At 65.7% G+C, this 22,529-nt stretch carries 21 protein-coding genes, 1 tRNA gene and 1 riboswitch; of the genes, 11 read left to right on the top strand and 11 right to left on the bottom strand.

Annotated features, from left to right (window positions below):
* Window positions 1-47: 47 nt before the first annotated feature.
* Window positions 48-245: riboswitch (cobalamin riboswitch) on the bottom strand.
* A gap of 48 nt (window positions 246-293) precedes the next feature.
* The 3 genes from mtnP to NOV74_RS07925 are packed head-to-tail and all read left to right on the top strand — an operon-like array spanning window position 294 to window position 2,430.
* Complete coding sequence (gene mtnP, locus NOV74_RS07915) at window positions 294-1,166, top strand: S-methyl-5'-thioadenosine phosphorylase (RefSeq protein ID WP_257310856.1); 873 nt, start codon at window positions 294-296, stop codon at window positions 1,164-1,166.
* Entirely contained in the window at window positions 1,166-1,612 is a 447-nt protein-coding gene (locus NOV74_RS07920; protein WP_257310859.1) for a hypothetical protein, read from the top strand. Before mtnP ends, NOV74_RS07920 begins: the two co-directional genes overlap by 1 nt.
* Entirely contained in the window at window positions 1,609-2,430 is an 822-nt protein-coding gene (locus NOV74_RS07925; protein ID WP_257310862.1) for a peptidoglycan DD-metalloendopeptidase family protein, read from the top strand. The genes NOV74_RS07920 and NOV74_RS07925 overlap by 4 nt, the downstream gene beginning before the upstream one ends.
* Window positions 2,431-2,448: 18 nt before the next feature.
* On the opposite strand, the gene NOV74_RS07930 is transcribed toward NOV74_RS07925, so the two are convergent.
* Window positions 2,449-3,360 carry a DMT family transporter gene (locus NOV74_RS07930; RefSeq protein WP_257310865.1) on the bottom strand — a complete coding sequence of 304 codons (912 nt, stop codon included), beginning with the start codon at window positions 3,358-3,360 and terminating at the stop codon, window positions 2,449-2,451.
* A 195-nt stretch (window positions 3,361-3,555) separates the two neighbouring features.
* On the opposite strand from NOV74_RS07930, the gene mgtA reads away from it, so the two are divergent.
* Window positions 3,556-6,096, top strand: a complete 2,541-nt coding sequence (mgtA, locus tag NOV74_RS07935; protein WP_257310867.1) for a magnesium-translocating P-type ATPase — start codon at window positions 3,556-3,558, stop codon at window positions 6,094-6,096.
* 6 nt (window positions 6,097-6,102) lie between these two features.
* On the opposite strand, the gene NOV74_RS07940 is transcribed toward mgtA, so the two are convergent.
* The 3 genes from NOV74_RS07940 to NOV74_RS07950 form a co-directional block, all read right to left on the bottom strand.
* On the bottom strand, window positions 6,103-6,696 hold the full coding sequence (locus NOV74_RS07940) for a non-canonical purine NTP pyrophosphatase (protein ID WP_257310870.1): 594 nt from the start codon (window positions 6,694-6,696) through the stop codon (window positions 6,103-6,105).
* A 152-nt stretch (window positions 6,697-6,848) separates the two neighbouring features.
* Window positions 6,849-7,853 carry a ThiF family adenylyltransferase gene (locus NOV74_RS07945; protein WP_257310873.1) on the bottom strand — a complete coding sequence of 335 codons (1,005 nt, stop codon included), beginning with the start codon at window positions 7,851-7,853 and terminating at the stop codon, window positions 6,849-6,851.
* 196 nt (window positions 7,854-8,049) lie between these two features.
* Window positions 8,050-8,514, bottom strand: a complete 465-nt coding sequence (locus NOV74_RS07950) for a DUF6941 family protein (protein WP_257310876.1) — start codon at window positions 8,512-8,514, stop codon at window positions 8,050-8,052.
* A 101-nt stretch (window positions 8,515-8,615) separates the two neighbouring features.
* Here NOV74_RS07950 and NOV74_RS07955 point away from each other — a divergent pair, with 101 nt between their 5' ends.
* On the top strand, window positions 8,616-10,223 hold the full coding sequence (locus tag NOV74_RS07955) for a bifunctional metallophosphatase/5'-nucleotidase (RefSeq protein WP_257310879.1): 1,608 nt from the start codon (window positions 8,616-8,618) through the stop codon (window positions 10,221-10,223).
* A gap of 24 nt (window positions 10,224-10,247) precedes the next feature.
* Here the strand turns inward: NOV74_RS07955 and NOV74_RS07960 are convergent, their stop codons facing one another.
* The 5 genes from NOV74_RS07960 to NOV74_RS07980 form a co-directional block, all read right to left on the bottom strand.
* Window positions 10,248-11,147: a hypothetical protein gene (locus NOV74_RS07960; protein ID WP_257310883.1), complete on the bottom strand. Its 900-nt coding sequence runs from the start codon at window positions 11,145-11,147 to the stop codon at window positions 10,248-10,250.
* A gap of 82 nt (window positions 11,148-11,229) precedes the next feature.
* Window positions 11,230-13,137, bottom strand: a complete 1,908-nt coding sequence (gene dxs, locus NOV74_RS07965; protein WP_257310885.1) for a 1-deoxy-D-xylulose-5-phosphate synthase — start codon at window positions 13,135-13,137, stop codon at window positions 11,230-11,232.
* 26 nt (window positions 13,138-13,163) lie between these two features.
* Entirely contained in the window at window positions 13,164-14,051 is an 888-nt protein-coding gene (locus tag NOV74_RS07970; protein WP_257310887.1) for a polyprenyl synthetase family protein, read from the bottom strand.
* The gene (xseB, locus tag NOV74_RS07975; protein WP_257310890.1) at window positions 14,048-14,287 is read right to left on the bottom strand and encodes an exodeoxyribonuclease VII small subunit; all 240 of its coding nucleotides are present in this window, start codon (window positions 14,285-14,287) and stop codon (window positions 14,048-14,050) included. The genes NOV74_RS07970 and xseB overlap by 4 nt, the downstream gene beginning before the upstream one ends.
* A 43-nt stretch (window positions 14,288-14,330) precedes the next feature.
* Window positions 14,331-15,065, bottom strand: coding sequence for a DUF4412 domain-containing protein (locus NOV74_RS07980; protein WP_257310892.1), 735 nt, complete (start codon window positions 15,063-15,065; stop codon window positions 14,331-14,333).
* A gap of 87 nt (window positions 15,066-15,152) precedes the next feature.
* Here NOV74_RS07980 and NOV74_RS07985 point away from each other — a divergent pair, with 87 nt between their 5' ends.
* From NOV74_RS07985 to NOV74_RS08010, 6 genes are all read left to right on the top strand, one after another.
* Window positions 15,153-16,523, top strand: a complete 1,371-nt coding sequence (locus NOV74_RS07985) for a sigma-54-dependent transcriptional regulator (protein ID WP_257310896.1) — start codon at window positions 15,153-15,155, stop codon at window positions 16,521-16,523.
* A gap of 172 nt (window positions 16,524-16,695) precedes the next feature.
* The gene (locus NOV74_RS07990) at window positions 16,696-17,676 is read left to right on the top strand and encodes a hypothetical protein (RefSeq protein ID WP_257310897.1); all 981 of its coding nucleotides are present in this window, start codon (window positions 16,696-16,698) and stop codon (window positions 17,674-17,676) included.
* 241 nt (window positions 17,677-17,917) lie between these two features.
* A complete protein-coding gene (gene deoC / locus NOV74_RS07995; RefSeq protein WP_371748437.1) occupies window positions 17,918-18,604 on the top strand; it encodes a deoxyribose-phosphate aldolase in 687 nt (228 codons plus the stop codon).
* Between the two features lie 42 nt (window positions 18,605-18,646).
* Window positions 18,647-19,144 carry a roadblock/LC7 domain-containing protein gene (locus tag NOV74_RS08000; RefSeq protein ID WP_371748424.1) on the top strand — a complete coding sequence of 166 codons (498 nt, stop codon included), beginning with the start codon at window positions 18,647-18,649 and terminating at the stop codon, window positions 19,142-19,144.
* Window positions 19,145-19,159: 15 nt separating this feature from the next.
* Window positions 19,160-19,744, top strand: coding sequence for a GTP-binding protein (locus NOV74_RS08005; RefSeq protein WP_257310903.1), 585 nt, complete (start codon window positions 19,160-19,162; stop codon window positions 19,742-19,744).
* A gap of 82 nt (window positions 19,745-19,826) precedes the next feature.
* A tRNA-Asn gene (locus NOV74_RS08010) sits at window positions 19,827-19,902 on the top strand.
* Window positions 19,903-20,163: 261 nt separating this feature from the next.
* Here NOV74_RS08010 and NOV74_RS08015 read toward each other — a convergent pair.
* Window positions 20,164-21,621 carry a hypothetical protein gene (locus NOV74_RS08015; RefSeq protein WP_257310906.1) on the bottom strand — a complete coding sequence of 486 codons (1,458 nt, stop codon included), beginning with the start codon at window positions 21,619-21,621 and terminating at the stop codon, window positions 20,164-20,166.
* Window positions 21,618-22,301: a hypothetical protein gene (locus NOV74_RS08020; RefSeq protein ID WP_257310909.1), complete on the bottom strand. Its 684-nt coding sequence runs from the start codon at window positions 22,299-22,301 to the stop codon at window positions 21,618-21,620. Before NOV74_RS08020 ends, NOV74_RS08015 begins: the two co-directional genes overlap by 4 nt.
* Window positions 22,302-22,529 lie beyond the last annotated feature (228 nt).

Genomic DNA, 22,529 nt, shown 5'->3' on the forward strand with positions numbered 1-22,529 from the left:
GGCGGATCCCCTGTGGTGGGAAACCATGGCCCAGCCCGTTCCCACGACGGGGGGTGAGGTGCAGGACCGGTCTCCGGGCTCGCACGCGACAGGGGCCTTTCAGCTCCCTCCGAGCCTTCCCGGGACGATCCCAGTGACTCGGACTTGAGGTCTCACGCCGGTGCTGCGTTGGCGTGGTGCATACCGTTGCGGGGCAGCGCAGGAGTCTCACCTGCTTCCCGTGCATCCAGCACGAAATTGTCAGGCCTCCAGGGAAACACGGCATCGGGAACGGGTGCAAGTACAATGGCCAGATGAACGCACCCATAGGCATCATTGGCGGCAGTGGGCTCTACCGGATGGAGGGGCTGTCCCTCGATCGGACGGAGCTGGTGCAGACCCCCTTCGGCGCCCCGTCGGGTCCCGTGCATCTCGGGTTGCTGGACGGCGCCCCCGTGGCCTTCCTGGCCCGCCACGGCGAAGGCCACCGCTTCACGCCCAGCGAAGTGAACTACCGCGCCAACCTCTGGGCCCTGAAGTCCCTGGGCGTCGAGCGGCTGATCTCGGTGTCCGCCGTGGGCAGCCTCCAGGCCCGCCACAAGCCGGGCGAGCTGCGCCTCGTGAGCCAGTTCATCGACAAGACCCGCCACCGCAAGGACACTTTTTTCGGAGAGGGCCTGGTGGCTCATGTGAGCTTCGCCGAACCGGTCTGCACCCAAACCACAGCGACTCTGCTCAAGGCTGGACAAGCATTGTCCATTCCCATCGAAGGTGGCGCCACTTACGTCTGCATGGAAGGCCCAGCTTTCTCCACCCGCGCCGAAAGCCGCCTGCACCAAAGCTGGGGCGCGGACCTCATCGGCATGACCCAGGTGACGGAGGCGCGCCTGGCCCGCGAGGCAGAGCTCTGCTACGCCTGCATTGCCCTGGTGACGGACTATGACGCCTGGCGCGAGGAGGAGGAGGGCGTGGACGCCGCCTCCGTGCTGGAGGTCATGCACGCCAACGTCGACAAGGCCCAGCGCCTGCTCCGACAAGTCATACCCCAGCTCGCGGCTTCCCCCCGCTCCTGCGCCTGCGGCGAAGCCCTGAAGGCCGCCCTCTTCACAGCCCCCGAGGCCGTGACCGAGGACGCCCGGAAGCGGCTCGACTTGCTGGTGGGCAAGTACGGATACGGAGGCCGCTAATGCCTGTCGCCGCCCCCAGCGCCAAACTCCAGGCCTTGCTCAAAGAGTTCCAGCAGGTGGCGGCCATGGCCGGCTTCCTCAACCACGGCTTCGATGCCCCGCAGTTGCGGCTCCAGTTCACCCTCTATGGCCGCATCCGGACGGGAACCGAGGCCGAGGCGGTGGGAGCCATCCCGCGCCTCCAGGCCTGGTCCGGGACGGTGCTGCAGAAGCTCCGCGAGGACAGTGCGGGCGCCATCCTACCCGGCCAGGTTCTCGTGGCGCCCATCCAGCCCTTCCAGGGCGGCGGCTATACGGTGGTGGTCAACGCCACCTTCGCCACCAAGGTCACCGACAGCGGCTACTTCAAGGTGAAGACCGCCGTGCTGGCGGCCTACCAGGAGGCCGTGCGGTTGCGGGAGGCGGGGCTCGATCCTGAAGCTCCAGCCCTGGGAGCCGCGGAATGACCCTGGCTCGCTGTCGCGTGGCGGCTTTGCTGATGGTGGTGGCGACGGGCCGAGAGCTCACCGGCGCCGAGCCTGCACCGCTCCCCTTCAAGCCCTCCCCCGTCCCCGGCGGCGTGGTGGTCGTCGCCCTTCCCGGAGGGCCTGCGGCGCCGAAGGCCACCTACCGGGGCGAACCGGTGCTGGTTCGGCGGAGCGGCCGGAGCTGGACGGCGGTGGTGGGCATTCCGCTGAGCGCAAAGCCGGGCCGGCACGAAATCGCGGTGGAGGGACGCCCCGTCACCTTCACCGTCCGTGCCAAGCGCTACCCGGAGCAGCGCATCCGCCTGAAGGACCAGCGCCAGGTGACGCCGAACGCCGAGGACGAGGCACGCATCGCCCGGGAGCAGGCGCTCATGGGGCCGGCCTGGAAGGCCTGGCCCGAGGGCCTGGCCCCCACGCTGCGGTTCCAGCAGCCTACGCCCGGCGGCCTCACCAGCTCCTTCGGCTTGCGCCGGATCTTCAACGGCCAGCCGAGGGCGCCCCACGCGGGGCTCGACATCAAGGCCCCCGCGGGCCAGGCCGTGCGCGCCCCCGCCGCGGGCATGGTGGTGCTCACGGGCGACTTCTTCTTCAGCGGCAACGCCGTGTTCCTGGCCCATGGCGAGGGCGTGGTGAGCCTCTTCGCCCACCTGTCGAAGATCACGGTGACCCAGGGCCAGGTGGTGAAGCCCGGCGACCTCCTGGGCGAGGTCGGCATGACCGGCCGCGCCACGGGCCCCCACCTCCACTGGTCCCTGAGCCTCAACAACGCCCGGGTGGATCCGCGGCTCTTCCTGTAGTGCCGGGGTCTGCCTCCATCATCTAGCTGCGTGATGCCCGCGCGTCTGCACGACGACGACGCCGGCGATGGCGATGGCGCCACCCACGATGGTGAGCAGGGTGGGGAGTTCGCGGAGCCACACCCAGGCGATGACGCTGGCGATCACGGGAGAGAGATAAAGGAAGCTCGAGAGCAGTCCGGCAGGCATCCGGGCCAGGGCGTAGTTCCACAGGACGTAGGCGATGGCGGCGGGGAAGATGCCCAGGTAGATCCCAGCCAGGGTGGCGGCCGGCGCCGCGTGGGGGAGCTGCCGGATCAGCCCAGGCAGGAAGACGAGCATGGGCAGCGTGCCGGCCCAGATGGCGTAGCTGGTGAACTCGAGGGCCGCGTAGCGCCGGAGGTCCTGCTTCGACAGGATGGAAAACACGGCGGCGACCGCGGCTGAGAGCAGGATGAGCAGGGCGCCGGGTGTGAAGTGCAGGCCCTTGCCGCCACTGACGGCGATGAGGGAGACCCCGGCGAAGGCGAGGAGGATGCCACCCCAGCCCACCCGCGTCAGGCGCTCGCCCAGGAACAGGGCTGAGAGCAGCGCCGTGAACACGGGGGCGGCGGAGATGAGCAAGGACGCCGCTCCGGCCTGGACCGACACCTCGCCGAAGTTCAGAGCTACATGGTAGATGGTGATACCCAGGAAGCCGGCGAGGGCGATGCGCGGCAGGTCGGCGCGCTCCGGCAGCCGCATCCGCGTCGCCAGGGCGTAGAGGGCCAGCACTGCGGAGGCTGTCCCGAACCGGAGCAGGGCCAGTTGGCCTGGGCCATAGCCGTCTGGTCCCGGGCCTCCCATGGGGGTGAGCCGCATGCCCGCTCGGATGCCGGCGAAGGCCGAAGCCCATAGCAGGAGCACCACGGCGATGGCCGTCCAGGTCCGGGGATCACGCTTCCAGGTCATACCTTCCACCCTATCGGAGCGCGGACGGAATGCACCCCTGCCGCCCAGTGGCCTGTCACGCGCGCCGTGTGCAGAGCACCGGCCTTCCGCCCGGATCCGTCGCGAGATTCATGGTCATGGCGACGCTACGTGCCTACACTCAACACGCGGTCTAGGAAATACCAGGCGACCCAAGGTCCCAGAGGGGATTCCACCATGCCGACACCCGCAGCCACCCCCGAGATCGCCTTCTGGCGGCTGCCCCTCGCCGGGCTGCTGGAAAAGTTGTGCGCGACGCCTGGCGGACTGAGCCGCGCCGAGGCCACGGCGCGCCTGGCGAAGGTCGGTCCCAATGTGACCAGCGGCGAGCGGAAAAGGGCCGTCATCCTTCAATTCCTGGCGAAGTTCCTCAACCCCCTGGTGATCATCCTGCTCGTGGCCAGCGCCATCTCGGGCGCCACCGGAGACCGGGTCAGCTTCATCATCATCAGTGCCATCGTGTTGATGAGCGTGACCCTGGATTTCGTCCAGGAGCACCGGGCCGGCCAGGCGGCGGAGTGGCTGCGTGATTCGGTGGCGGTGCGGGCGCGGGTCCTGCGGGACGGCCAGACCCTCGATATTCCTCTGGCCGAGATCGTGCCGGGGGATGTGGTCCTCCTCGCCGCCGGAGACCTGATCCCGGGTGATGGCCGCGTGCTGGAGGCCAAGGACCTGTTCATCAATGAATCCCTCCTGACGGGCGAGCCATACCCCGTGGAGAAGGCGCCGGCGGAGCTGCCGGATCAGGCGGAGGTGCTCCGGGCCAAGAACACCGTACTCATGGGCACGTCCGTGATCAGCGGCTCGGCCAAGGTGCTGGTGTGCCGCACCGGCCAGGGCACGTCTCTCGGAGAGATCGCCGACACCCTGGCCGCCAAGGCCCCGGCCAACTCGTTCCAGCAGGGCACGCAGAAATTTGGCCTCCTCATCATGCGCATGACGATCCTCCTCGTCCTGTTCGTGCTGCTGGCCAACGCCCTCTTCCACCGCCCGTGGCTGGAGTCGTTCCTGTTCGCGGTGGCCCTGGCGGTGGGGCTGACGCCCGAACTCCTGCCCATGGTGGTCTCGGTGACCCTCGCCCGTGGCGCCCTGCGCATGTCCGCCAAGAAGGTGATCGTCAAGCGCCTGGATTCCATCCAGAACCTCGGCAGCATGGATGTGCTCTGCACGGACAAGACCGGCACCCTCACCGAAGCCAAGATCCACCTGGAACGCCATGTGGATGCGAGCGGCAAGGAGAGTCAGCGGGTGCTGGAGCTGGCCTACTTCAACAGCTTCTTCGAGACGGGGCTGAAGAGCCCGCTGGACGACGCCATCCTGGAGCACCAGGAAATCGACGCCAAGGCCTGGCACAAGGTCGACGAAGTGCCCTTCGATTTCGAGCGCCGCCGGGTGTCCGTGCTCCTGGAAGGCGCCACTGGCAGGCTGCTCGTGGTGAAGGGGGCACCCGAGGACGTCCTGCGCCTGTCCGAAAGCTACGAGGCGGAGGGGGGCGCCCGCGCCCTGGATCCCGCCGCCCGGGCCGGCATCACGGCGGTGTTTGAAGCCCTCAGCAAGGACGGTTTCCGGGTCCTGGGGATCGCCTCGCGGTCCGTGGGGATGGACCATCCGCATGCCGTGGTGGGCGACGAATCGGCCCTGGTCTTCGCGGGCTTCGCGGCGTTCCTCGATCCCCCGAAGGAGAGCGCCAAGCAGGCACTGGCGGACCTTGCCGCCGGTGGGGTCACGGTCAAGATCGTCACCGGCGACAACGAGCTGGTGACGCAGCACATCTGCGCCGAGCTCGGCATGCCCGTGGCTGGCGTGCTCACCGGCACGGAGATCCAGCAGCTGGATGATCATGCCCTGCAGGCCAAGGTGGAGCAGGTGAATCTTTTCTGTCGGGTGGCGCCCGCGCAGAAGAACCGCGTCATCCTCGCCCTCAAGCAGCGGGGCCACGTGGTGGGCTACCTCGGCGACGGCATCAACGACGCCCCCGCCCTCCACTCCGCCGACATCGGCATCTCCGTGGAGAGCGCCGTGGATGTGGCCAAGGCGTCCGCGGCCATGATCCTTCTGGAACACGATCTGGGCGTGCTCCAGGCCGGTGTCTTGGAAGGCCGGCGCACCTTCGGGAACATCATGAAGTACATCATGATGGGCACCAGTTCCAACTTCGGGAACATGTTCAGCATGGCCGGAGCGGCTCTGTTCCTGCCGTTCCTCCCCATGCTGCCGGTGCAGATCCTGCTCAACAACCTCCTCTACGATGTCTCCGAGATCCCGATCCCCCTGGATAACGTCGACGAGGAATACCTGGCCAAGCCCCGCCAGTGGAACATGGCCTTCATCCGCAATTTCATGCTGGTGATCGGCCCGGTGAGCTCGCTCTTCGATTTCCTGGTCTTCTTCATCCTGCTGAAGGTCTTCCATGCGGGCGCGGAGTTGTTCCACACCGGCTGGTTCATCGAGTCCATGGCCTCGCAGGTCCTGGTCATCTTCATCATCCGCACCCGCAGGAATCCCTTCACGAGCCGCCCGAACGCCTGGATCGTCGCCTGCTCGCTCGCCGTGGTGGCGGTGGCCATCGGCCTGCCCTTCACGCCCGCCGGCGTCCACCTCGGGTTCGTGGCGCCTCCGGCCTTCTTCTTCCTGGTGCTGGCCGGCATCCTGGTGGCCTACCTGCTGGCCGTCGAGGGGGTCAAGCAGTGGTTCTTCCGCCACCTGGCACCAGCCTAAGGGCGATTAGTCCAGACCGAGCCGCGCCCGCAGCGCGGCGCACGCCCGGGCCCGGTGGCTGAGGGTGTGCTTGGTCTCTGAAGGCAGCTCGCCGAAGGTCCGATCTTGGCCATCAGGAATGAAGATGGGATCGTAGCCAAAGCCCCCCTCGCCGCGATGGTCGAAGGCGAGGGAGCCATCCACGCTGCCGCTCACCGTGCAGGCCTCTCCCTCAAGGGGCGCATAGGCCAGCACGCAAACGAACCGGGCGGCCCGGTCCGCCCCATCGGGGATCATGGCCAGCAGGCGCCGGTTCTTGTCCTGGTAGGCGAGCAGGTCGGGCGCGAAGCGGGCCGAGAGTACGCCAGGGCCGCCCCACAGCGCATCCACGCAGAGGCCCGAGTCATCGGCCAGCACACCATCCACTGGCTCCGCACCGTGCTCGCGCCACCAGGCCCGGGCCCCTTCCGCCTTCTGCAGGGCGTTGTCCTGAAAAAAGGCGCCGGTCTCGGGCAGCTCCGGCGCCTCTGCGGGCCAGGGGATGAAGTGGAGTTCCGGCAGCAGCTCCGCGAACTCGCGCAGCTTGCCGGCGTTCCGGGAGGCGAGAAGGACTTTCAGCATCGAGGCATCACCTTTTCATCAGAGCTAAGGAATGTTGAAAGCGGAGGGCAGCAGAGGAACGGAGGAAAGCGGAGAAAGGAACCCCGGGACCTCAGCGGGCCACTTCATGAAGTGCCTCCGCTCTCCTCCGCTTATCCCAATTCTTTTCCGCCTCAGCACCCCACGACCTCGGTGTACCAGCTGCGGGCGCGCTCGGGGGTCATGGGGCCGTGGACGAGGGCGCGGCCGTCGGCGAAGAGGGTAATCTCGTCGGGGCCCTCCTGGCCCTTGAGCATCATCCCGGCCTGCTTCCAGGGGCTGCGGGTGCGGGTTTCCAGGCGGGCCCTCAGCGCCGCCAGGTCCAGCTTCCCGGGCGGGTTCACGCGGATCTGCACGCCCTCCAGGCCGCAGAGGGCACTGGCCTTGAGGGTCCAGCGGGCGTCCAGGAATTCGGTGACCCTCTCCGTGCAGAAGCGGCAGCGGGTCTTGGGAGGCTTCAGGAACTGGCGCTCGTCGTGCCAGAAGTCGAAGCGGGCCAGGTCGGCATGGGGCGTCTTCCCCGTGAGGACCTTGATGGCCTCCAGGGCCGCCCAGCTGGCGATGACCCCCACGGCGGGGCCCAGCACGCCGGCGCTGTCGCAGGTGTCCACGTCGCCACCCGCCGGGGGCTCCTCGAGGAGGCAGCGCAGGCAAGGTGTGTGCGGTGGGTTCAGGGGCCAGACGACGCCTTCGCCGCCGATGGCGCCGGCGTAGATCCAGGGCGTGCCCGTGAGGATGGCCACATCGTTGATGAGGAAGCGGGCCTCGAAGTTGTCTGTGCCGTCGCAGATGAGGTCGAAGCCCGACAGCAGCTCCCGGGCGTTGCCGCTGGTGAGGTCGGCGACCACGGGTTCCAGCTCGATGGAAGAATTGGCTTCGTGCAGCCGCTCCGCGGCCACTTCAGCCTTGGGGCGCCCCAGGTCCGATTCACCGTACAGCAACTGGCGCTGGAGGTTGCTCTGCTCCACCAGGTCCCGGTCGACGAGCGTGAGATGGCCCACGCCCGCCCGGGCCAGCCAGGGCGCGATGACCGAGCCCAGGGCTCCCAGCCCCAACACCGCCACGCGCTTGGAACGCAGGGCCTCGTCCGCCTCGCGGCCGAGAAAAATGCGTTGCTTGGCATACCGGTCGATGGACATGCCTGGCGCCTAGGTGGGGTTTGGGTAGCTGGATGAGGAGGTCTCGCGTATCGCCGCAGGCGATACCGAGAAGATGCGTTGCTTGGCGTAGCGGTCGGGCAAGGGAAGTCCTCGGGGATCCGTCCTCGGTCTTCAGTCTAAAAGCAACGGCGCCCCATCGGGGCGCCGTTGCTGAAGGCTGATGGCTGACAGCCGGTTAATTCGCGCCCTGGCCGGACTCGGCCATGGCCTTCTCGTACTCGGCCTGGAGGCGGCTGGCGTCGGAGATGGCGAACTTGTAGACGTACTCGAAGCGGTCGGCACCCTTGGTGAGGGCGATGATCACTTCGTAGACGCCCTCGCCGCTCACCTCGAAGGGAGCCGCGATGACGTTGAAGGTGCCTTCCTTGGCGCCGTCGGGGATCTGCACGTCGCTGTCGCGGATCACGTCCTTGCGGTCACCGGTGGGGCTCACGATGGAGAAGCCGAACTTGAACTGGCCGTCCATCCGGGAGAAGCGGGTGTAGAAGCACACCTTGGGCAGGGTGAAGGGCACCTGGGGCACCACGATGTGATGGTCGTACAGGCCCATCAGCGAGGTCTTGCCGCCCATTTCCTGGCGGATGTCATCGCAAAGCAACGTGAATTCGTGCTTGGGGGCCTTGATCTGGACTTCTTGCATGGGGGGGCTCCGAAAGAGGGGGCATCCTGGGGTGAAGGGAAAGTTTACCCTTGAAGACGGTACCATCCAACCACGGGTTGGTGGCCGGCCCTGGAGGCTGCATGCGGCATTGGTTCTGGATCTTGTTGATCGCCCTGGGGCTCCAGGCCCAAGAGGCCCGGATTCAGATCCTTGGGACTACGGATATGCATGGCCACGTGATGGCCGAGGATACCTTCAGCCTCCAGCCCGCCAATCTTGGCTGGGCGAAGATCGCCACCTTGATCCGCCGGCAGAAGGCCCTGAACCCCGACACGATCCTGGTGGATTGCGGCGACACGATCCAGGGCGAGCCCCTGAACTATGTCCGGAACACCCTGCGCCGGGATCTGCCCGAGCCCAACATGGCGATCATGAACGCCCTTGGCTATGCCGCCATGGCCGTGGGGAACCATGAGTACGACTTCGGCTTGGATCTGCTGCGCGAGGTGGAGAAGCAGGCCAAGTTCCCCTTCTTGTCCGCCAACACCCTGACTGCCAAGGGAGGTCCGGCCTTTCCCACGCATGTCCTGGTGACCGTGGCCGGCGTGCGGGTGGCCCTGGTGGGGTTCACCACGCCGCGGACCGCGGTTCTGGCCGGACCCCGAAACGTGACTGACCTGACCTTCCAGGACATCGTGACCGCCGCCCGGGAACTGGTGCCCCGGTTGCGCGAGAAGGAGAAGGCCGATGTGGTGGTGGCCTTGGTCCATTCGGGCCTGGGGAAGGTGGACGGCCGCCCGGGCGACGAGAACGCAGCCTTGCGTCTGGCGGACCAGGTGCCCGGCCTCGACGCCATCTTCACGGGCCACACCCATCAAGCCATCCAGACGGAGCATAAGGGTGTGCTCATCCTCCAGGCCCAGGACTACGGGCGGGCGTTGGCGGTGGCGGACCTGAGCCTTCGGAAGGAGAAGGGCCGCTGGCGCGTGACCGCAACGCAGGGCCGCCTTCTCCGTCCCGAGGCCAGCACACCCGTGGACCCAGAGGTGCTGAGCCTGACGGCAGAACTCCGCGCCGCCACGGACCGTTACCTGGACACGGCGGCCACCAACCTGCTGGTGGACCTCGACAGCCGCTGGTCCCGCATGGAGGACACGCCGCTCATGCAGCTGCTCCACCAGGTCCAGCGGCAGGCCACGGGGGCCCAGTTGTCCGCCGCCGCCAGCCCCGGTTCCCGGCTCTTCATCCCCAAGGGCCCCACCAGCGTGCGGCAGTTCTATGCCCTGTCGCCCTATGAGAACCAGGTGGCCCGCATTCGCATCAATGGCGCTCAGCTCAAGGCCTACCTTGAACACGCAGCACGGCATTACTCCTACAGCTGGGAGCCGGAACTCTACAATCGCGAGGTACCCATCCACGACTTCGACACGGTGGATGGCGTCACCTACGCGCTAAACCTGGGGCGACCCGCTGGCAGTCGAGTGGCCAATCTCAGCTTCCAAGGGCAGCCCGTGAAGCCTGAGCAAACCTTCACCTTGGCGCTCACCACCTACCGGCTGTGGGGCGGCGGGGGCTACATGGAGGCCATCGGCTTCAAGGGAACCCCGGACCTGGTGACCGAGGCCTCCCAGCGCAACCTGCTGCTGGCCTATGTCCTGGCCCGTCCCACGCTGAATCCGGGGATCACCAATGCGTGGCGAACCATCCCCTACCTGGACCGGGAGCGGGTGCTCAACCAAGCACGGTGAATGTCCAGCCCGACAAGGCCCGAGCTACTTGATCTTCACCAGCATCAGGCCGCCCTTGGGGTTCACGAACACGGCATCGGAATCCAGGATTCCCACGAGGATGTGGCTGTCGTCCAAGCCGGTGGGAAGGAATTCCAGGCCGTTGTGGGGCAGATCGAGCCGAGCCAGGACGAGGCCCTGAAAAGTGCCCCGTTGGACGGCGGGGATCTGGGAGGCCTTCAGGGCGGCGAGGATCACGCCCTTGCCCACCCACACGGCCAAGGGGCCACGGCTCAGGGTGTCGCCTTCCAGGCTAGGGGGGGGCGCCCCTTGGAAGAGCAGGGCAGTCTCGCCGATCTTGTGGCCGGTATTGGCATCCAGGATGCTGAGATTGAGGGCGTTCCCGTCGGCCATGAGGATGTTGCCGCTGTCATCCAGGGTGAGGGGGCGGCGATTCTGGGGGGTGGAGCCCTCCTTCCTCGTCGGCTTGGCCCCAAATGACCAGATCACCTCCGCATTGCGGAAGTCGCGCTTCTCGAGATAAGGCTCGGGGGTGCGGTAGGAAAGGATCATGCCTACGGCGTCCCAGCAGATGTCGCCGACTGGGGCGGGAAGCCGCTCGCTGCCCAGGCTCCGTCCCGTCCGATCGAGGTGGGTCAGCGTGGTGCCGTGGGCGACCCAGGCGGCGTTGCGGGGGTCGATCACCCAACGATCAGGCTCGCCATCGAGTTTCCCGAGGGGAAGGGTTCCCAGCAGGCCGCCGTCCCGCACCCAGGTGTGGAGGGCACGGCCCGGGGCATCGTAAAAAGTGAAGGAATCATCCTTGTCCTGCTTGGCCCAGCTGGCAGCCTTGGTAGCGGCATCCCAGCCTTGGGCGGAACCAGTTGCAGGGGCTAGGCAGAGCAGGGCGCCCAGGATGGACGCGTAGATAGGGAATGACCTCACGAGAGCCTCGGGGAAAGAGCACGCAGCCACGGCGGGTTGGGTCCAACCATAGGAATTCCGCGAGTCTTTCGCAAGGTATTACTTAGATGTCACGGAAGAAATTCCGGATTCTGCTTTCAAGAAGCTGGGGGCTGAGGCCTTCTTCTTCCAATAGGCGCTTGGGATCGCCATGGTGGACCAAATGGTCGGCAACGGCACACCTCAGCAGCGGACGAGGCAGGCCAGCGTCCGCCAGGGACTCGGCCACGGCCCCGCCGAAGCCAGCGGGAGCGCAGCCTTCCTCAAGGGTCACGACGGCGCGGCAGCGGCTCGCCCAGGCGTGGATGAGCGCCTCGTCCATGGGTTTCACGAAGCGGGCGTTGATGACGGCACAGGAGATGCCGTCCGCCGCCAGGGCTTCCGCGATCTGTGAGGCCGGTTCCACCATGGCGCCCAGAGCGCAGAGCAGGAGATCGCTGCCTTCGCGCAGCAGCTCGCCTTTGCCCACGGGCAGGGCGGTGATGGGATCCTCGAGGGGGACGCCGAGGCCGTTCCCACGGGGGTACCGGAGGGCGGCTGGGTGGCCGCAGTAGAGGGCGGTCATGAGCATGCGCCGCAACTCGTTCTCGTCCTTGGGGGCCATGAGGATGAGGTTGGGTAGGCAGCGCAGGTAGGCAATGTCGTAAAGTCCGTGGTGGGTGGGGCCGTCGGCGCCCACGATGCCGGCCCGGTCCAGCGCGAAGGTCACGGGCAGATCCTGGATGCAGACGTCGTGGGCCACCTGGTCGAAGCCGCGCTGCAGGAAGGTACTGTAGATGGCGGCCACGGGCCGCATGCCCTGGGTCGCGAGGCCGGCGGCGAAGGTTACGGCGTGCTGTTCGGCGATGCCCACGTCGAAGCAGCGGTCGGGAAAGGCCTTCTGGAACAGGTTCAACCCCGTGCCGTCGAGCATGGCGGCCGTGATGCCGACGATCTTGTCGTCGTTCTTCGCCAACTCCACCAGAGCCTTGCCGAAGACGCTGGTGAAGCTCGGAGGCGCGGGCTTCGAAGGATCCCCCTGGATCTTGATGATCTCCCCGGATTCGGCGTCGAAGGCGGTGACACCATGCCACTTGAGGGGATCCAGCACGGCGGGCTCGTAGCCATAGCCCTTCTTGGTCTGCACGTGGAGCAGGACGGGACCTTCCTTCATCTTCTCCTTGGCCTCGGCCAGCGCCTTGGAGGTGGCGTTCACGTCGTGACCGTTCACGGGCCCGATATAACGGAAGCCCAGATCCTCGAAGAGCAGGCCGGGCACCATGAGGCGCTTGAAACTCTCCTCGCTCCACTTGGCGGCCTTGGCCACGCCCTTGCTGAGGCCCTCGAGGGGGATCGCCTTGATGGCATGCTCGATGCGGTCCCGCCAGCGCTGGTAGTACTGGCCGGATATGAGCTGATTGAGGTAGCCCTGCAGCGAACCCACGTTGGGGTTGATGCTCATGTCGTTGTCGTTGAGGATCACCAGGAACTTCTTCGTCTCCAGGTAGCCCGCCTGATTGAGCCCCTCGAAGGCCATCCCGGCGGTCATGGAGCCATCGCCGATCACGGCGATGCAGGCGTGATCCTGCTTCTGGATATCCCGCGCCTTGGCCATGCCGAGGGCCGCGGAGATGCTGGTGCTGGCGTGGCCCGCACCGAAGTGGTCATAGGGGCTCTCGTCGCGCTTGAGGAACCCGGAGAGACCGTGGTGCTGGCGCAGGGTCGGGAACCGGTCCTTCCGGCCCGTAAGGATCTTGTGCGGGTAGGCCTGGTGACCCACGTCCCACACGATGCGGTCCTGGAGGAAGTCGAAGTGGTGGAACAGGGCCACGGTCAGCTCGACCGTGCCGAGGTTGGAACTGAAATGGCCCCCGGTTTCGGAGACAGAGGCGATGATGAAAGCCCGCACCTCGGCGGCCAGGCGTTCGAGCTGGTCCGGGGTGAAGTGGCGGATCTGCTGGGGAGCCGTCAGGGAATCGAGCAGGGGGTACAAGCTGGCGGGGATCTCCACTTGGAGGCCTATTTCGCCCGCTGGGCCAGATACCGGGCCCAGGCTGCCAAAGACGTGCGATTGGGAAGGGTTGCTAGGTGACATAGGGCATTCTCAGTGGCTTCACTCAGGGCCTTACGGGCGCCGTCCAGGCCCAGGAGCGAAGGGTAGGTGATCTTACCCCTGCCCGCATCCTTCCCGGCGCGCTTGCCCAGGTCCGCGTCAGTGGCAGTGGCGTCCAGGATGTCATCCTGGATCTGGAAGGCGAGCCCGATGGCTTCGCCGTAGGCGCGCAGCGCGGCCCGGTCCGCGGGTACCGCGCCGCCCAGCACCGCGCCGATCTCCAGCGAGGCGCGCAGGAGGGCGCCGGTCTTGAGGCGATGGATGAGGCGCAGATGCTCCAGGTCGTAGGTGGCGAGCGCCTCGCCTTCGAGGTCGAGCGCCTGGCCACCGGCCATGCCGCGCCAGCCGGCGCCCTCGGCCAGCAGGGCCAGGGCCTCGGCCCGTCGCACCGGATCGAGGTCCGCCGAGGCCAGCACGCCGAAGGCCTCGGTGAGCAGCGCATCGCCTGCGAGGATGGCGTGGCCCTCCCCGAAGACTTTGTGGTTGGTGGGCCGGCCCCGCCGCAGGTCGTCGTCGTCCATGGCGGGGAGGTCGTCATGGATGAGGGAATAGGTGTGGACGTATTCCAGAGCCAGGGCCCCGGGGAGGGCCTGCTCCGCCGTGCCGCCCACGGCCTCGGCGGCCAGCAGGCAGAGGATCGGCCGCACGCGCTTGCCGCCGGCCTCCAGGCTGTAGCGCATGGCCTCGCCCAGGCGGGCGGCATCCCCCTTCTGGAGGGGGGCCGTGAGGGAGGCATCCAGCAGCGGGAGCAGGCGGTCCAGGTCGGCCTGGACCTGCGAGGCGGCCCCAGTCATCGGGAATCTTTCGCGTCGTCCAGGGGATCCGCCCGGTACTCGCCGCCCAGGCCGGCCTTCAGGACTTCGACCCGGCGCTGGGCCTCGGCCAGCTGCTTCTGCAGGGCCTGGCTCAGCTGAACGCCTTCCTCGAAGCGGGCCAGGGCCTCTTCCAGGCTGAGGCTGCCGGACTCCAGCTGCTGCACCAGGGCCTCCAGCCGATCCAGGCCATCATCGAAGGAGGGTTGGGTGCTCATGGGGATTCCGAAGGAAGGGGCCCCGGAAGGGGCCCCACCCAGTCTACCGCTTCCCCTTCACGCTTTCCTTCATCTCCTTGCCCCCGTCCTTCATGGTGTAGTCCGAAGGCAGGGCCCAGGCGCTTTCAGGAATGGCGGTGGTGGCAATGGCGGTGGCTTCGGTGGTCACATCCATGCCCATGAGGCCGGTGATGTGGGTGCGGAGGGGCACGCCCTTGAGCTTGGCGGTTTCCTGGTAGACCCGCTTGAAGAGGGTGCCCATGGGGCCGGGGACCCGGTTCAGCATGGCCATGGACTTGGCGTAGTCCTTGATCGGGAACTGGAGGGAGGGATCCACGCTCAGCTCCTCCACCATCTTGCCGAGGGTGACTCGCACCTTCTTGCAGGGGCGGCCCAGGACGGTGTCGGTGCCCAAGGGCTCCACCTTCACCTCGGACACGTCGCCGAACATCATCCTCGTGACCATCTCAGGCATGCCGGCCATCTGATCCTCCAGGGCCTGCATGGTCTCCTGCATGTCCTTGAAGGTGAGCTTGGTGATGACCTTCTTCGCATGGTCGATGCTGTAGATGACCTCGTGGCCGTAGTCGACCAGACTGTCGAACTTTGAACCGGCGTGGTTGACCCGCATCCGCGTGGCGCTGAGGTACTGCACCTGGGCGCCATCCTTGGCCAGGGCACCCTTGCCCGTGACCTGGGAGGTGATGGTGAGATCGCCCGCGACCAGGTTGACCGCGGCAAGGGTCATCCCGAGGGCAAGAGCCAGAAGGGTGCGCATGGGAATTCTCCGTTGAAGGAATCCGGTGAGCATACCCCGGGAACGCGTCTGGGGCCAGGTGGGGTACCTTCAAGGGTGGGGGTGGCCATGGCCCGAGTCCTTGTGGTGGATGACAGCAAGGAGACGTGCGAGTTCCTCGAGGAGCTGCTGGGGACGATGGGCCTGGAAGTGACCAAGGCCACGCATCCCGACCGGGCCATCGAGCTGCTGCACAAGGGGGACTTCGACCTGCTGCTGTCCGACATCAACCTGGAGGCCAAGAAGGATGGCCTGGACCTGCTGCGAGAGGCCAAGCCCCTGGGCGTGGACACCATCCTGCTGTCGGGCTTCGGTACGCTGGAAACCGCCATCGAGGCTGTGCGGGAGGGCGCCTTCGACTTCCTCAGCAAGCCCTGGAACAACGAGGAACTGAAGGCCCTGGTGACCCGGGCCCTCGCCCGGCGGCAGTCCGCCGGCCAGGGTGGGACGCAGGACGCCTCCCCCAAGGCCAGGCGCAGCCTCATGATCGGTTCCAGCCCCAAGATGATGGCGGTCTACAAGACCATCGCCAGCCTCCAGAACAGCCGGGCCACCGTGCTCATCACGGGAGAGAGCGGCACGGGCAAGGAACTGGTGGCCCGGAGCATCCACCTGTCCAGCGATCGCCGGGACCGCGCTTTCGTGGCGGTGAACTGCGGCGCGCTGACGGAAACTTTGCTGGAATCCGAGCTCTTCGGCCATGTGAAGGGCTCCTTCACCGGCGCCGTGAACGAAAAGCCCGGTCTGTTCGAGGAGGCCTCCGGCGGCACCATCTTCCTGGACGAGATCGGGGAAACGAGCCCCAGCTTCCAGGTCCGGTTGCTCCGAGTGCTCCAGGAGCAGGAGATCCGCCGCGTGGGTGGCAACAAGACCATCAAGGTGGATTCCCGGGTCATCGCCGCCACCAACCGGGACCTCCAGCAGATGGTGAAGGCCGGAACCTTCCGCGAGGACCTCTACTACCGGCTGAGCGTGGTCGAGCTGGCCGTGCCGCCCCTCCGGGAGCGGGGGGAGGATGTGGACGCACTGCTGGACCATTTCCTGGCCGAGTTCGGGCAGAAGGATCAGCAGACCTATCGTCTGCATCCCGAAGCACGGCGCGTGCTTCAGGCCTATTCCTGGCCGGGCAATGTGCGCGAGCTGAGCAATGCCGTGGAGAACCTGACCCAGCTGAGCCGGGGCCGCGAGATCACGGTGGACGACCTCTCGGCCAAAATCCAGGCCGACGTGCTCAAGCGGGCCCTGCTTCGGCCCGAACCCACCGAGGGTACCCCTTCCCTGATCGAGGACTGGCCTTCCCTGGACGAGCTGGAGCGCCGCTACATCCAGATCCTGGTGGGCCGGCACAAAGAGAAGCAGCGCATCGCGGAGATCCTGGGTGTGGACCGGACCACCCTGTACCGGAAGCTGAAGCGGTACGGATTCCACGAGGGCGAGTAACCCATGGCAGGGGCCAAGGCCGTCGCACCCTGCGACAAGTTGCAGAACGCAACGCTACGGGCTGATCACCAGAAACAATAAGATGCCCTTTTGCAGTAATTATATGTTGGCCTGGATCGTGCATATTTGGGCTCACTTCCGGCCGTGCCGGATCCACCCAGGGAGAACCCCCATGAACAAGCTTGCTGCGCTGCTCGTCGCTGCCGCTCTGATCAGCCCCGTTTTCGCGGAAGAGGCGAAGAAGCCTGAAGCGAAGAAGGTCGAGACCAAGAAGGTCGAGAAAAAGGCTGAGAAGAAGGTCGAACCCAAGAAGGCCATGACCGCCGAGGAGAAGAAGGCCGAGGCCGCTCCCAAGGCCGAGAAGAAGGCTGAAGCCGCCCCCAAGGCCGAGAAGAAGGCCAAGAAGCACGCGAAGAAGGCCGCCAAGAAGGCCGAGCCCGCCGCTCCTGCCGCCGAGAAGAAGGCCATGACCGCCGAAGAGAAGAAGGCCGAGGCCGCTCCCAAGGCTGAGAAGAAGGCTGCCAAGAAGGCCGAGAAGAAGGCTGAGAAGAAGGCCGAGGCCAAGAAGGCCATGACCGCCGAAGAGAAGAAGGCTGAAGCTGCCCCCAAGGCCGAGAAGAAGGCTGAAGCTGCCCCCAAGGCCGAGAAGAAGGCCAAGAAGCACGCGAAGAAGGCTGCCAAGAAGGCCGAGCCCGCCGCTCCTGCCGCCGAGAAGAAGGCCATGACTGCCGAAGAGAAGAAGGCTGAAGCCGCTCCCAAGGCTGAGAAGAAGGCTGAGAAGAAGGCTGCCAAGAAGGCCGAGAAGAAGGCCGAGAAGAAGGCCGAGGCCAAGAAGGCCATGACCGCCGAAGAGAAGAAGGCTGAAGCTGCCCCCAAGGCTGAGAAGAAGGCCAAGAAGCACGCGAAGAAAGCTGCCAAGAAGGCCGAGCCCGCTGCTCCTGCCGCCGAGAAGAAGGCCATGACCGCCGAAGAGAAGAAGGCTGAAGCCGCTCCCAAGGCTGAGAAGAAGGCTGCCAAGAAGGCTGAGAAGAAGGCCGAGGCCAAGAAGGCCATGACCGCCGAAGAGAAGAAGGCTGAAGCTGCCCCCAAGGCCGAGAAGAAGGCCAAGAAGGCTGCCAAGAAGGCCGAAAAGAAGGAAGAGGCCAAGAAGTAACAGGCTTCACCGGTTTGTGGGAAAGCGGGCTTCGGCCCGCTTTCTCGTGTACGGCTTTCCGGGGCGCGATCCCGAGGCCATGATGGAACCTATGATCGATTCACTCCTTGACCTCACTGCCGAGATCCGCACCCGCCTCCACACGTTCCCGGAAGGAGGGCGGCCCCAGCTCCTGGGTTGCCTTGCGGGCGCCTGCCTCCTTCGGGATGGTTCGGGGCAGCACCATCTGTCTGCAGCGCAGATGGCCCCTCCAGCCGGACCCTGGGATCTATCCCCCCTCATCGATCACACCCTGTTGAAGGCCGACGCCACCGGGGCCCAGGTAGAAGTCCTTTGTGCGGAAGCGCTTAAGTACGGGTTTGCGTCGGTCTGCATCAACCCCTTGTGGGTGCCCCTGGCATCCTCTCTTCTGAAGGGCAGTCCCGTCCGGACCTGCACGGTGGTGGGCTTCCCCCTCGGGGCCTCCTCGCTGTGTTCGAAGGCCCACGAGGCAGAACTGGCCGTGAAGGAGGGAGCCCAGGAAGTGGACATGGTGCTGGCGATCGGTGCCGCGAAGGGTGGGGACTGGGATACGGTTCGCCGGGATCTGGTGGGCCTCCGGGCGGCCGTTCCGGCGCCCACGGTGCTGAAGGTGATCCTGGAGACTTGCCTGCTCACGGATGGCGAGAAGGAGCGGGCTTCGACCCTGGCCCTGGAAGCAGGCCTCGATTTCGTGAAGACCTCCACGGGATTCTCCACCGGGGGTGCCACGGAGGCGGATGTCGCGCTGATGCGCCGAGTCGTGGGAACCGGGATGGGGGTCAAGGCCTCCGGTGGTATCCGCACTTATGAGGGGGCGTTGGCCATGGTTCTGGCCGGGGCGACACGTCTTGGGCTTTCCGCCTCCGTGGCGGTGGTTCAGGGCGGAGCCGGGGCGGGGACCTACTGAAAAGTGCTATCCTCACAGATAGCAGTCCCGGCGGAGGTTCTTGTGGCAAAGCTTGATCTCATCATGTTCGAGGAGGAGTACAAGCTCCTCCACGAGATCATCAGCCGCCTTCAGAAGGATGCCTCCGCCAAGGTGGTCTTCCTGGTGGACAAGAACGGGCAGCAGATCGCCTCGGCCGGCGACGTGAAGAGCATCGACGCCACCAGCCTCGCCTCCCTTACCGCCGGCAACGTGGCGGCCACAGACGGTCTGGCCAAGCTCATCGGTGAAAAAGAATTCAGCCTCCTCTTCCATGAGGGCGAGAAGGACAACCTGCACATCTCCATCGTGGGCAAGCGGGGCATCCTGGTGGTGATCTTCGACCAGAACTCGAGCCTCGCCCTGGTGCGCCTGCGGGTGAAGAAGGCCAGCAAGGAACTCCAGGAGATCTTCGACCAAGTGGAACAGCGCGCGCAGAAGGAATCCGACGGCGGCAGCCGCTTCGAAAGCCCCTTCTCGGAGATCACGGACGAAGACATCGACCGCCTCTTCGGCGACTGAGCCTGGGGCGACAACATGACCTTCATCAACTACGCATCGCGCGAAATCAACTGCAAGATCGTCTACTACGGTCCCGGACTTTGCGGGAAGACGACGAACATCCAGTGGATCTTCGAACAGGCCAACCCCGACAAGCGGGGCAAGCTCGTCAGCCTCGCCACTGAGACGGATCGCACGCTCTTCTTCGACTTCCTGCCCCTCGACATGGGCATGGTCAAGGGGTTCAAGGTCCGCTTCCACCTCTACACCGTGCCCGGTCAGGTCTTTTACGACGCCAGCCGCAAGCTCATCCTTCGTGGCTGCGACGGCATCATCTTCGTGGCCGATAGCCAGAAGGCGCGCATGGAGGCCAACATCGAATCCATCGCGAACCTGGCCACCAACCTGCGTGAGAACGGCTTCGACGTCCGGACGATCCCCTACGTCCTTCAGCTCAACAAGCGGGACATGCCCTCCGCCGCACCTGTCGCCGAGATGGAGCGGCTGCTCCGGTTCCGGGGCGAACCCATGATCGAGGCGGTGGCCAGCGAGGGCACCGGCGTCATCGACACCCTCAAAGCGGCTGCCCGCCAGATCCTGATGGAACTTCAGAAGAACTAGGGCCAAGGCGACCTGGATCACAGGTCCCGCCCCTCTCCGCTTGAATCTGCGCCCACCTCCGGTAGAATGAACCCTTGCCCTTTCCGGAGTAGCTCAGGGGTCAGAGCGGGTGACTGTTAATCACTAGGTCGGGGGTTCAAATCCCTCCTCCGGAGCCAGCAAACAAAGCACTTAGGCCATCCCTGGTGGATGGCCTTTTTCGTGGGATCAAACACCCGTCAAACACCCGTACGGATTCGGCCCCTCCAGAGGGGCAGGCGGTGGCGGCTTGGGGTGAACCCCTGTACTAGTACTTTTCTCATTTCCCACTCTGAAAGTGAAAACAACCTCCGCAACCTCCGCAAAATCGCGGAGACTCGCATGGGCACTAGCTTTGAGGTGCGGACGTTAGTGCGGAGGTTGTGCGGAGGTTGCGGAGGTTAGCCTAGGAGGTCGGGAATCTTGAACCCGTCTCGGTCCTCCGGGTGCTCCTCCATCGGCTCCAGGCGAATGGGTAGACAACGGCGGGTTGTGTCAGGGGCAAGGGCGATGTTGTTGCCGGTGCAAACCCACACGGTATCGTTGGGCAGCTCCACTAGGGCGGAAGCACCCAGGAGGCGGCCCCGGTAATCGGTGGAGGTAATCAGGGCATTCCAGCCCCGGCCTCCGAATCCGGGGTGTACTTCGTCCATCACTTGGACCCGCGTGGCGTCCATCAAGACAGGAAGAATGGACTTCATGAGTTCCACTTCCTCGCGGGGGCAGGCCATCACGGGCGCTCCTCCGCCGGTTGCGATGACGGACAGGGTTTGAGATAGAAGGCCCTTTCCGGCGGCGTTGCCGTTGGCCTCGACTGCGACGAATGGGGCAGGCCCGGTGAACCCGTATCGCCCAACGATGGTTAATAGCGCAGCGAGCACGGCGGTCTCTTGTGCATCGGCGCATGGGTTCAGTGCCCACGGGAAGTCCTGCCAGACGAGGCGGAGGTGCTCCCAGGAAGCTACGGCATCTTGCTCGCTGGGGTGCTCTGGCACGGGGGGAAAGTCAGACGGTCCCAGGTAAAGCACCCCGTCGCGGAGCTCGCCATTCTCGGCATGAATGGAACCATCCGACAGGATGACGGGCACGGTGACAACGGCGCGGAGCTCGCGGAACCCAGGGCCAGGCGCTTCTAGGATCATGGATACTGCCCAATCGGGCACCATGCTCGCCACGCGGCTGAATCCGTCTTTCGTCTTGGTGGCCCGCTCAAAATCAGCGGCTTCGCTCAAGCGCTCGCGGACCCAGGCGGGGCCTGCGTCTCGGATGCCCACGGATCCGGCGGGGATGGTGCGCTTGCCGTTCTCGCCTGAATGGCGATGGACGTGCACAAGACGGCCCCGCCTGGCGTACACACCATCCACGGGCCAGAGTGCCTCGCGGCTTGCGTCTGCGACTTCCACTTCCGGCGGGCAGACGAGGATGGTTGGACGGCCCGCCTTGCTCCGAGCCTGGGAGGGCAAGCCGTCAAGGGTGCGGTTGCCGAAGTAGGGCACCTCAATGCCCCGCTCGCGGGCCAGCTTGAGCACGTCTTCGATGGTCCGATGCTCACAGTGGGAGTGCCGGCAGCCGAAGTGACGTGGAACCCCGTCCGGATGGGTCGTCAGAAATCCGGATTCATCGTTGATGCCATCGGTGTGCGAGCTGGCCCATGGGCAGGTGGTCCGGAACCCTGTGCCGTCGCCTAAGTCTTTTGCGGGTGCCACAGTCATCCCCAGGGCGCGGAAGGTGCTGAGGATGGGCGGCTCACCTTTGGCGCTGGGCTTGGTGCCCGTGGCCTTCTTGGGGGCCTTCTTGGCCTTGGAATCAGGCGGGAATGTGGCGGCGATCTCTGCGGGGGTGTAGCGCGGGCCGGTCATCGGATCACCTCAACTAGCACCGGCTCCCGTTTCACGTTGTAAAACCCAGGCAGGCGGAGCACAGAGGCCACCTGGCACACCTGGCCATCCGCACCGAAGGGGGCCAACACCTTTTGAATGCCCCTGAGCAAGGCCTCGTGCTCCGCCTGGTGGCCTTCCTGATAAGGGGTGGCCTCGCTGAAACACCAGTAGAGGTGCACCCCGTGGCCAGAGCTCACGGCCATGGTTGGGGCAAGGGGTAGCTTGGCGAGGTCGAAGGGTTCGGCGTCTTCGGCGGCGGCCTTGAAGTCCACGTCTGCCCAGGCGGCGCGAGGGGTGATGATGTTCTTTTTCTCGCGGCCTCGGAGGTCCGTCTGATTCACGGCGATGAAGATGCCGTCGCCTTGGGCGTTGCGGGCGTCTAGATCCTCTGCCAGCTCCTCCAGACACCCATGGAGGATCTTGGCCCGCTTAGGATCCTTGCGGGGTGTGTCATCGAAGACCTGGCTGGTGAAGGGGCGCGTCCCGGCTTCTTCCTCTGTGCAGTTGAAAAGCACGGCCAGGAAAGGCAGTGTGTCGCGGACCATGCGCTCGCGGAGGGGTTGACGGTAGGAGGTATCAAGCCCATCCTTTCCTTGTTCTCTGACCGATTCGGTCAACATTCCGCCCCGGTGCCCGCCGGGGTTTTGTTTTGTGGGCATCACAGCCTCCCAAGGCGCTGGTTTTCTTCGGGTGTTTGATCCGTGTTTGATCCGTGCTCATGCGACGATGCGTCTAGATGGCTCAAAGTGGCGTCTAGCATGGTTCTGCCTCGGTTCTACCGTGTGATGGGTCATCACTTTCGGCGTCTAGGAGCTCACCGAGCAGGCGCTCGGGTGACTCTGGATCGGGGCCGGGTTCCGCGAGCTGGCCAAGGGATCGAAGACTCA

Origin of the sequence: Geothrix fuzhouensis (assembly GCF_024609325.1) — a bacterium.
Classification (GTDB): domain Bacteria; phylum Acidobacteriota; class Holophagae; order Holophagales; family Holophagaceae; genus Geothrix; species Geothrix fuzhouensis.

Bases quoted from the DNA above. Each gene is read 5' to 3' on its own strand.
- mtnP (WP_257310856.1), top strand. From the start codon at position 294: ATGAACGCACCCATAGGCATCATTGGCGGCAGTGGGCTCTACCGGATG.
- NOV74_RS07920 (WP_257310859.1), top strand. From the start codon at position 1,166: ATGCCTGTCGCCGCCCCCAGCGCCAAACTCCAGGCCTTGCTCAAAGAG.
- NOV74_RS07925 (WP_257310862.1), top strand. From the start codon at position 1,609: ATGACCCTGGCTCGCTGTCGCGTGGCGGCTTTGCTGATGGTGGTGGCG.
- NOV74_RS07930 (WP_257310865.1), bottom strand. From the start codon at position 3,360: ATGACCTGGAAGCGTGATCCCCGGACCTGGACGGCCATCGCCGTGGTG.
- mgtA (WP_257310867.1), top strand. From the start codon at position 3,556: ATGCCGACACCCGCAGCCACCCCCGAGATCGCCTTCTGGCGGCTGCCC.
- NOV74_RS07940 (WP_257310870.1), bottom strand. From the start codon at position 6,696: ATGCTGAAAGTCCTTCTCGCCTCCCGGAACGCCGGCAAGCTGCGCGAG.
- NOV74_RS07945 (WP_257310873.1), bottom strand. From the start codon at position 7,853: ATGTCCATCGACCGGTATGCCAAGCAACGCATTTTTCTCGGCCGCGAG.
- NOV74_RS07950 (WP_257310876.1), bottom strand. From the start codon at position 8,514: ATGCAAGAAGTCCAGATCAAGGCCCCCAAGCACGAATTCACGTTGCTT.
- NOV74_RS07955 (WP_257310879.1), top strand. From the start codon at position 8,616: ATGCGGCATTGGTTCTGGATCTTGTTGATCGCCCTGGGGCTCCAGGCC.
- NOV74_RS07970 (WP_257310887.1), bottom strand. From the start codon at position 14,051: ATGACTGGGGCCGCCTCGCAGGTCCAGGCCGACCTGGACCGCCTGCTC.
- xseB (WP_257310890.1), bottom strand. From the start codon at position 14,287: ATGAGCACCCAACCCTCCTTCGATGATGGCCTGGATCGGCTGGAGGCC.
- NOV74_RS07980 (WP_257310892.1), bottom strand. From the start codon at position 15,065: ATGCGCACCCTTCTGGCTCTTGCCCTCGGGATGACCCTTGCCGCGGTC.
- NOV74_RS07985 (WP_257310896.1), top strand. From the start codon at position 15,153: ATGGCCCGAGTCCTTGTGGTGGATGACAGCAAGGAGACGTGCGAGTTC.
- NOV74_RS07990 (WP_257310897.1), top strand. From the start codon at position 16,696: ATGAACAAGCTTGCTGCGCTGCTCGTCGCTGCCGCTCTGATCAGCCCC.
- deoC (WP_371748437.1), top strand. From the start codon at position 17,918: ATGGCCCCTCCAGCCGGACCCTGGGATCTATCCCCCCTCATCGATCAC.
- NOV74_RS08005 (WP_257310903.1), top strand. From the start codon at position 19,160: ATGACCTTCATCAACTACGCATCGCGCGAAATCAACTGCAAGATCGTC.
- NOV74_RS08015 (WP_257310906.1), bottom strand. From the start codon at position 21,621: ATGACCGGCCCGCGCTACACCCCCGCAGAGATCGCCGCCACATTCCCG.
- NOV74_RS08020 (WP_257310909.1), bottom strand. From the start codon at position 22,301: ATGCCCACAAAACAAAACCCCGGCGGGCACCGGGGCGGAATGTTGACC.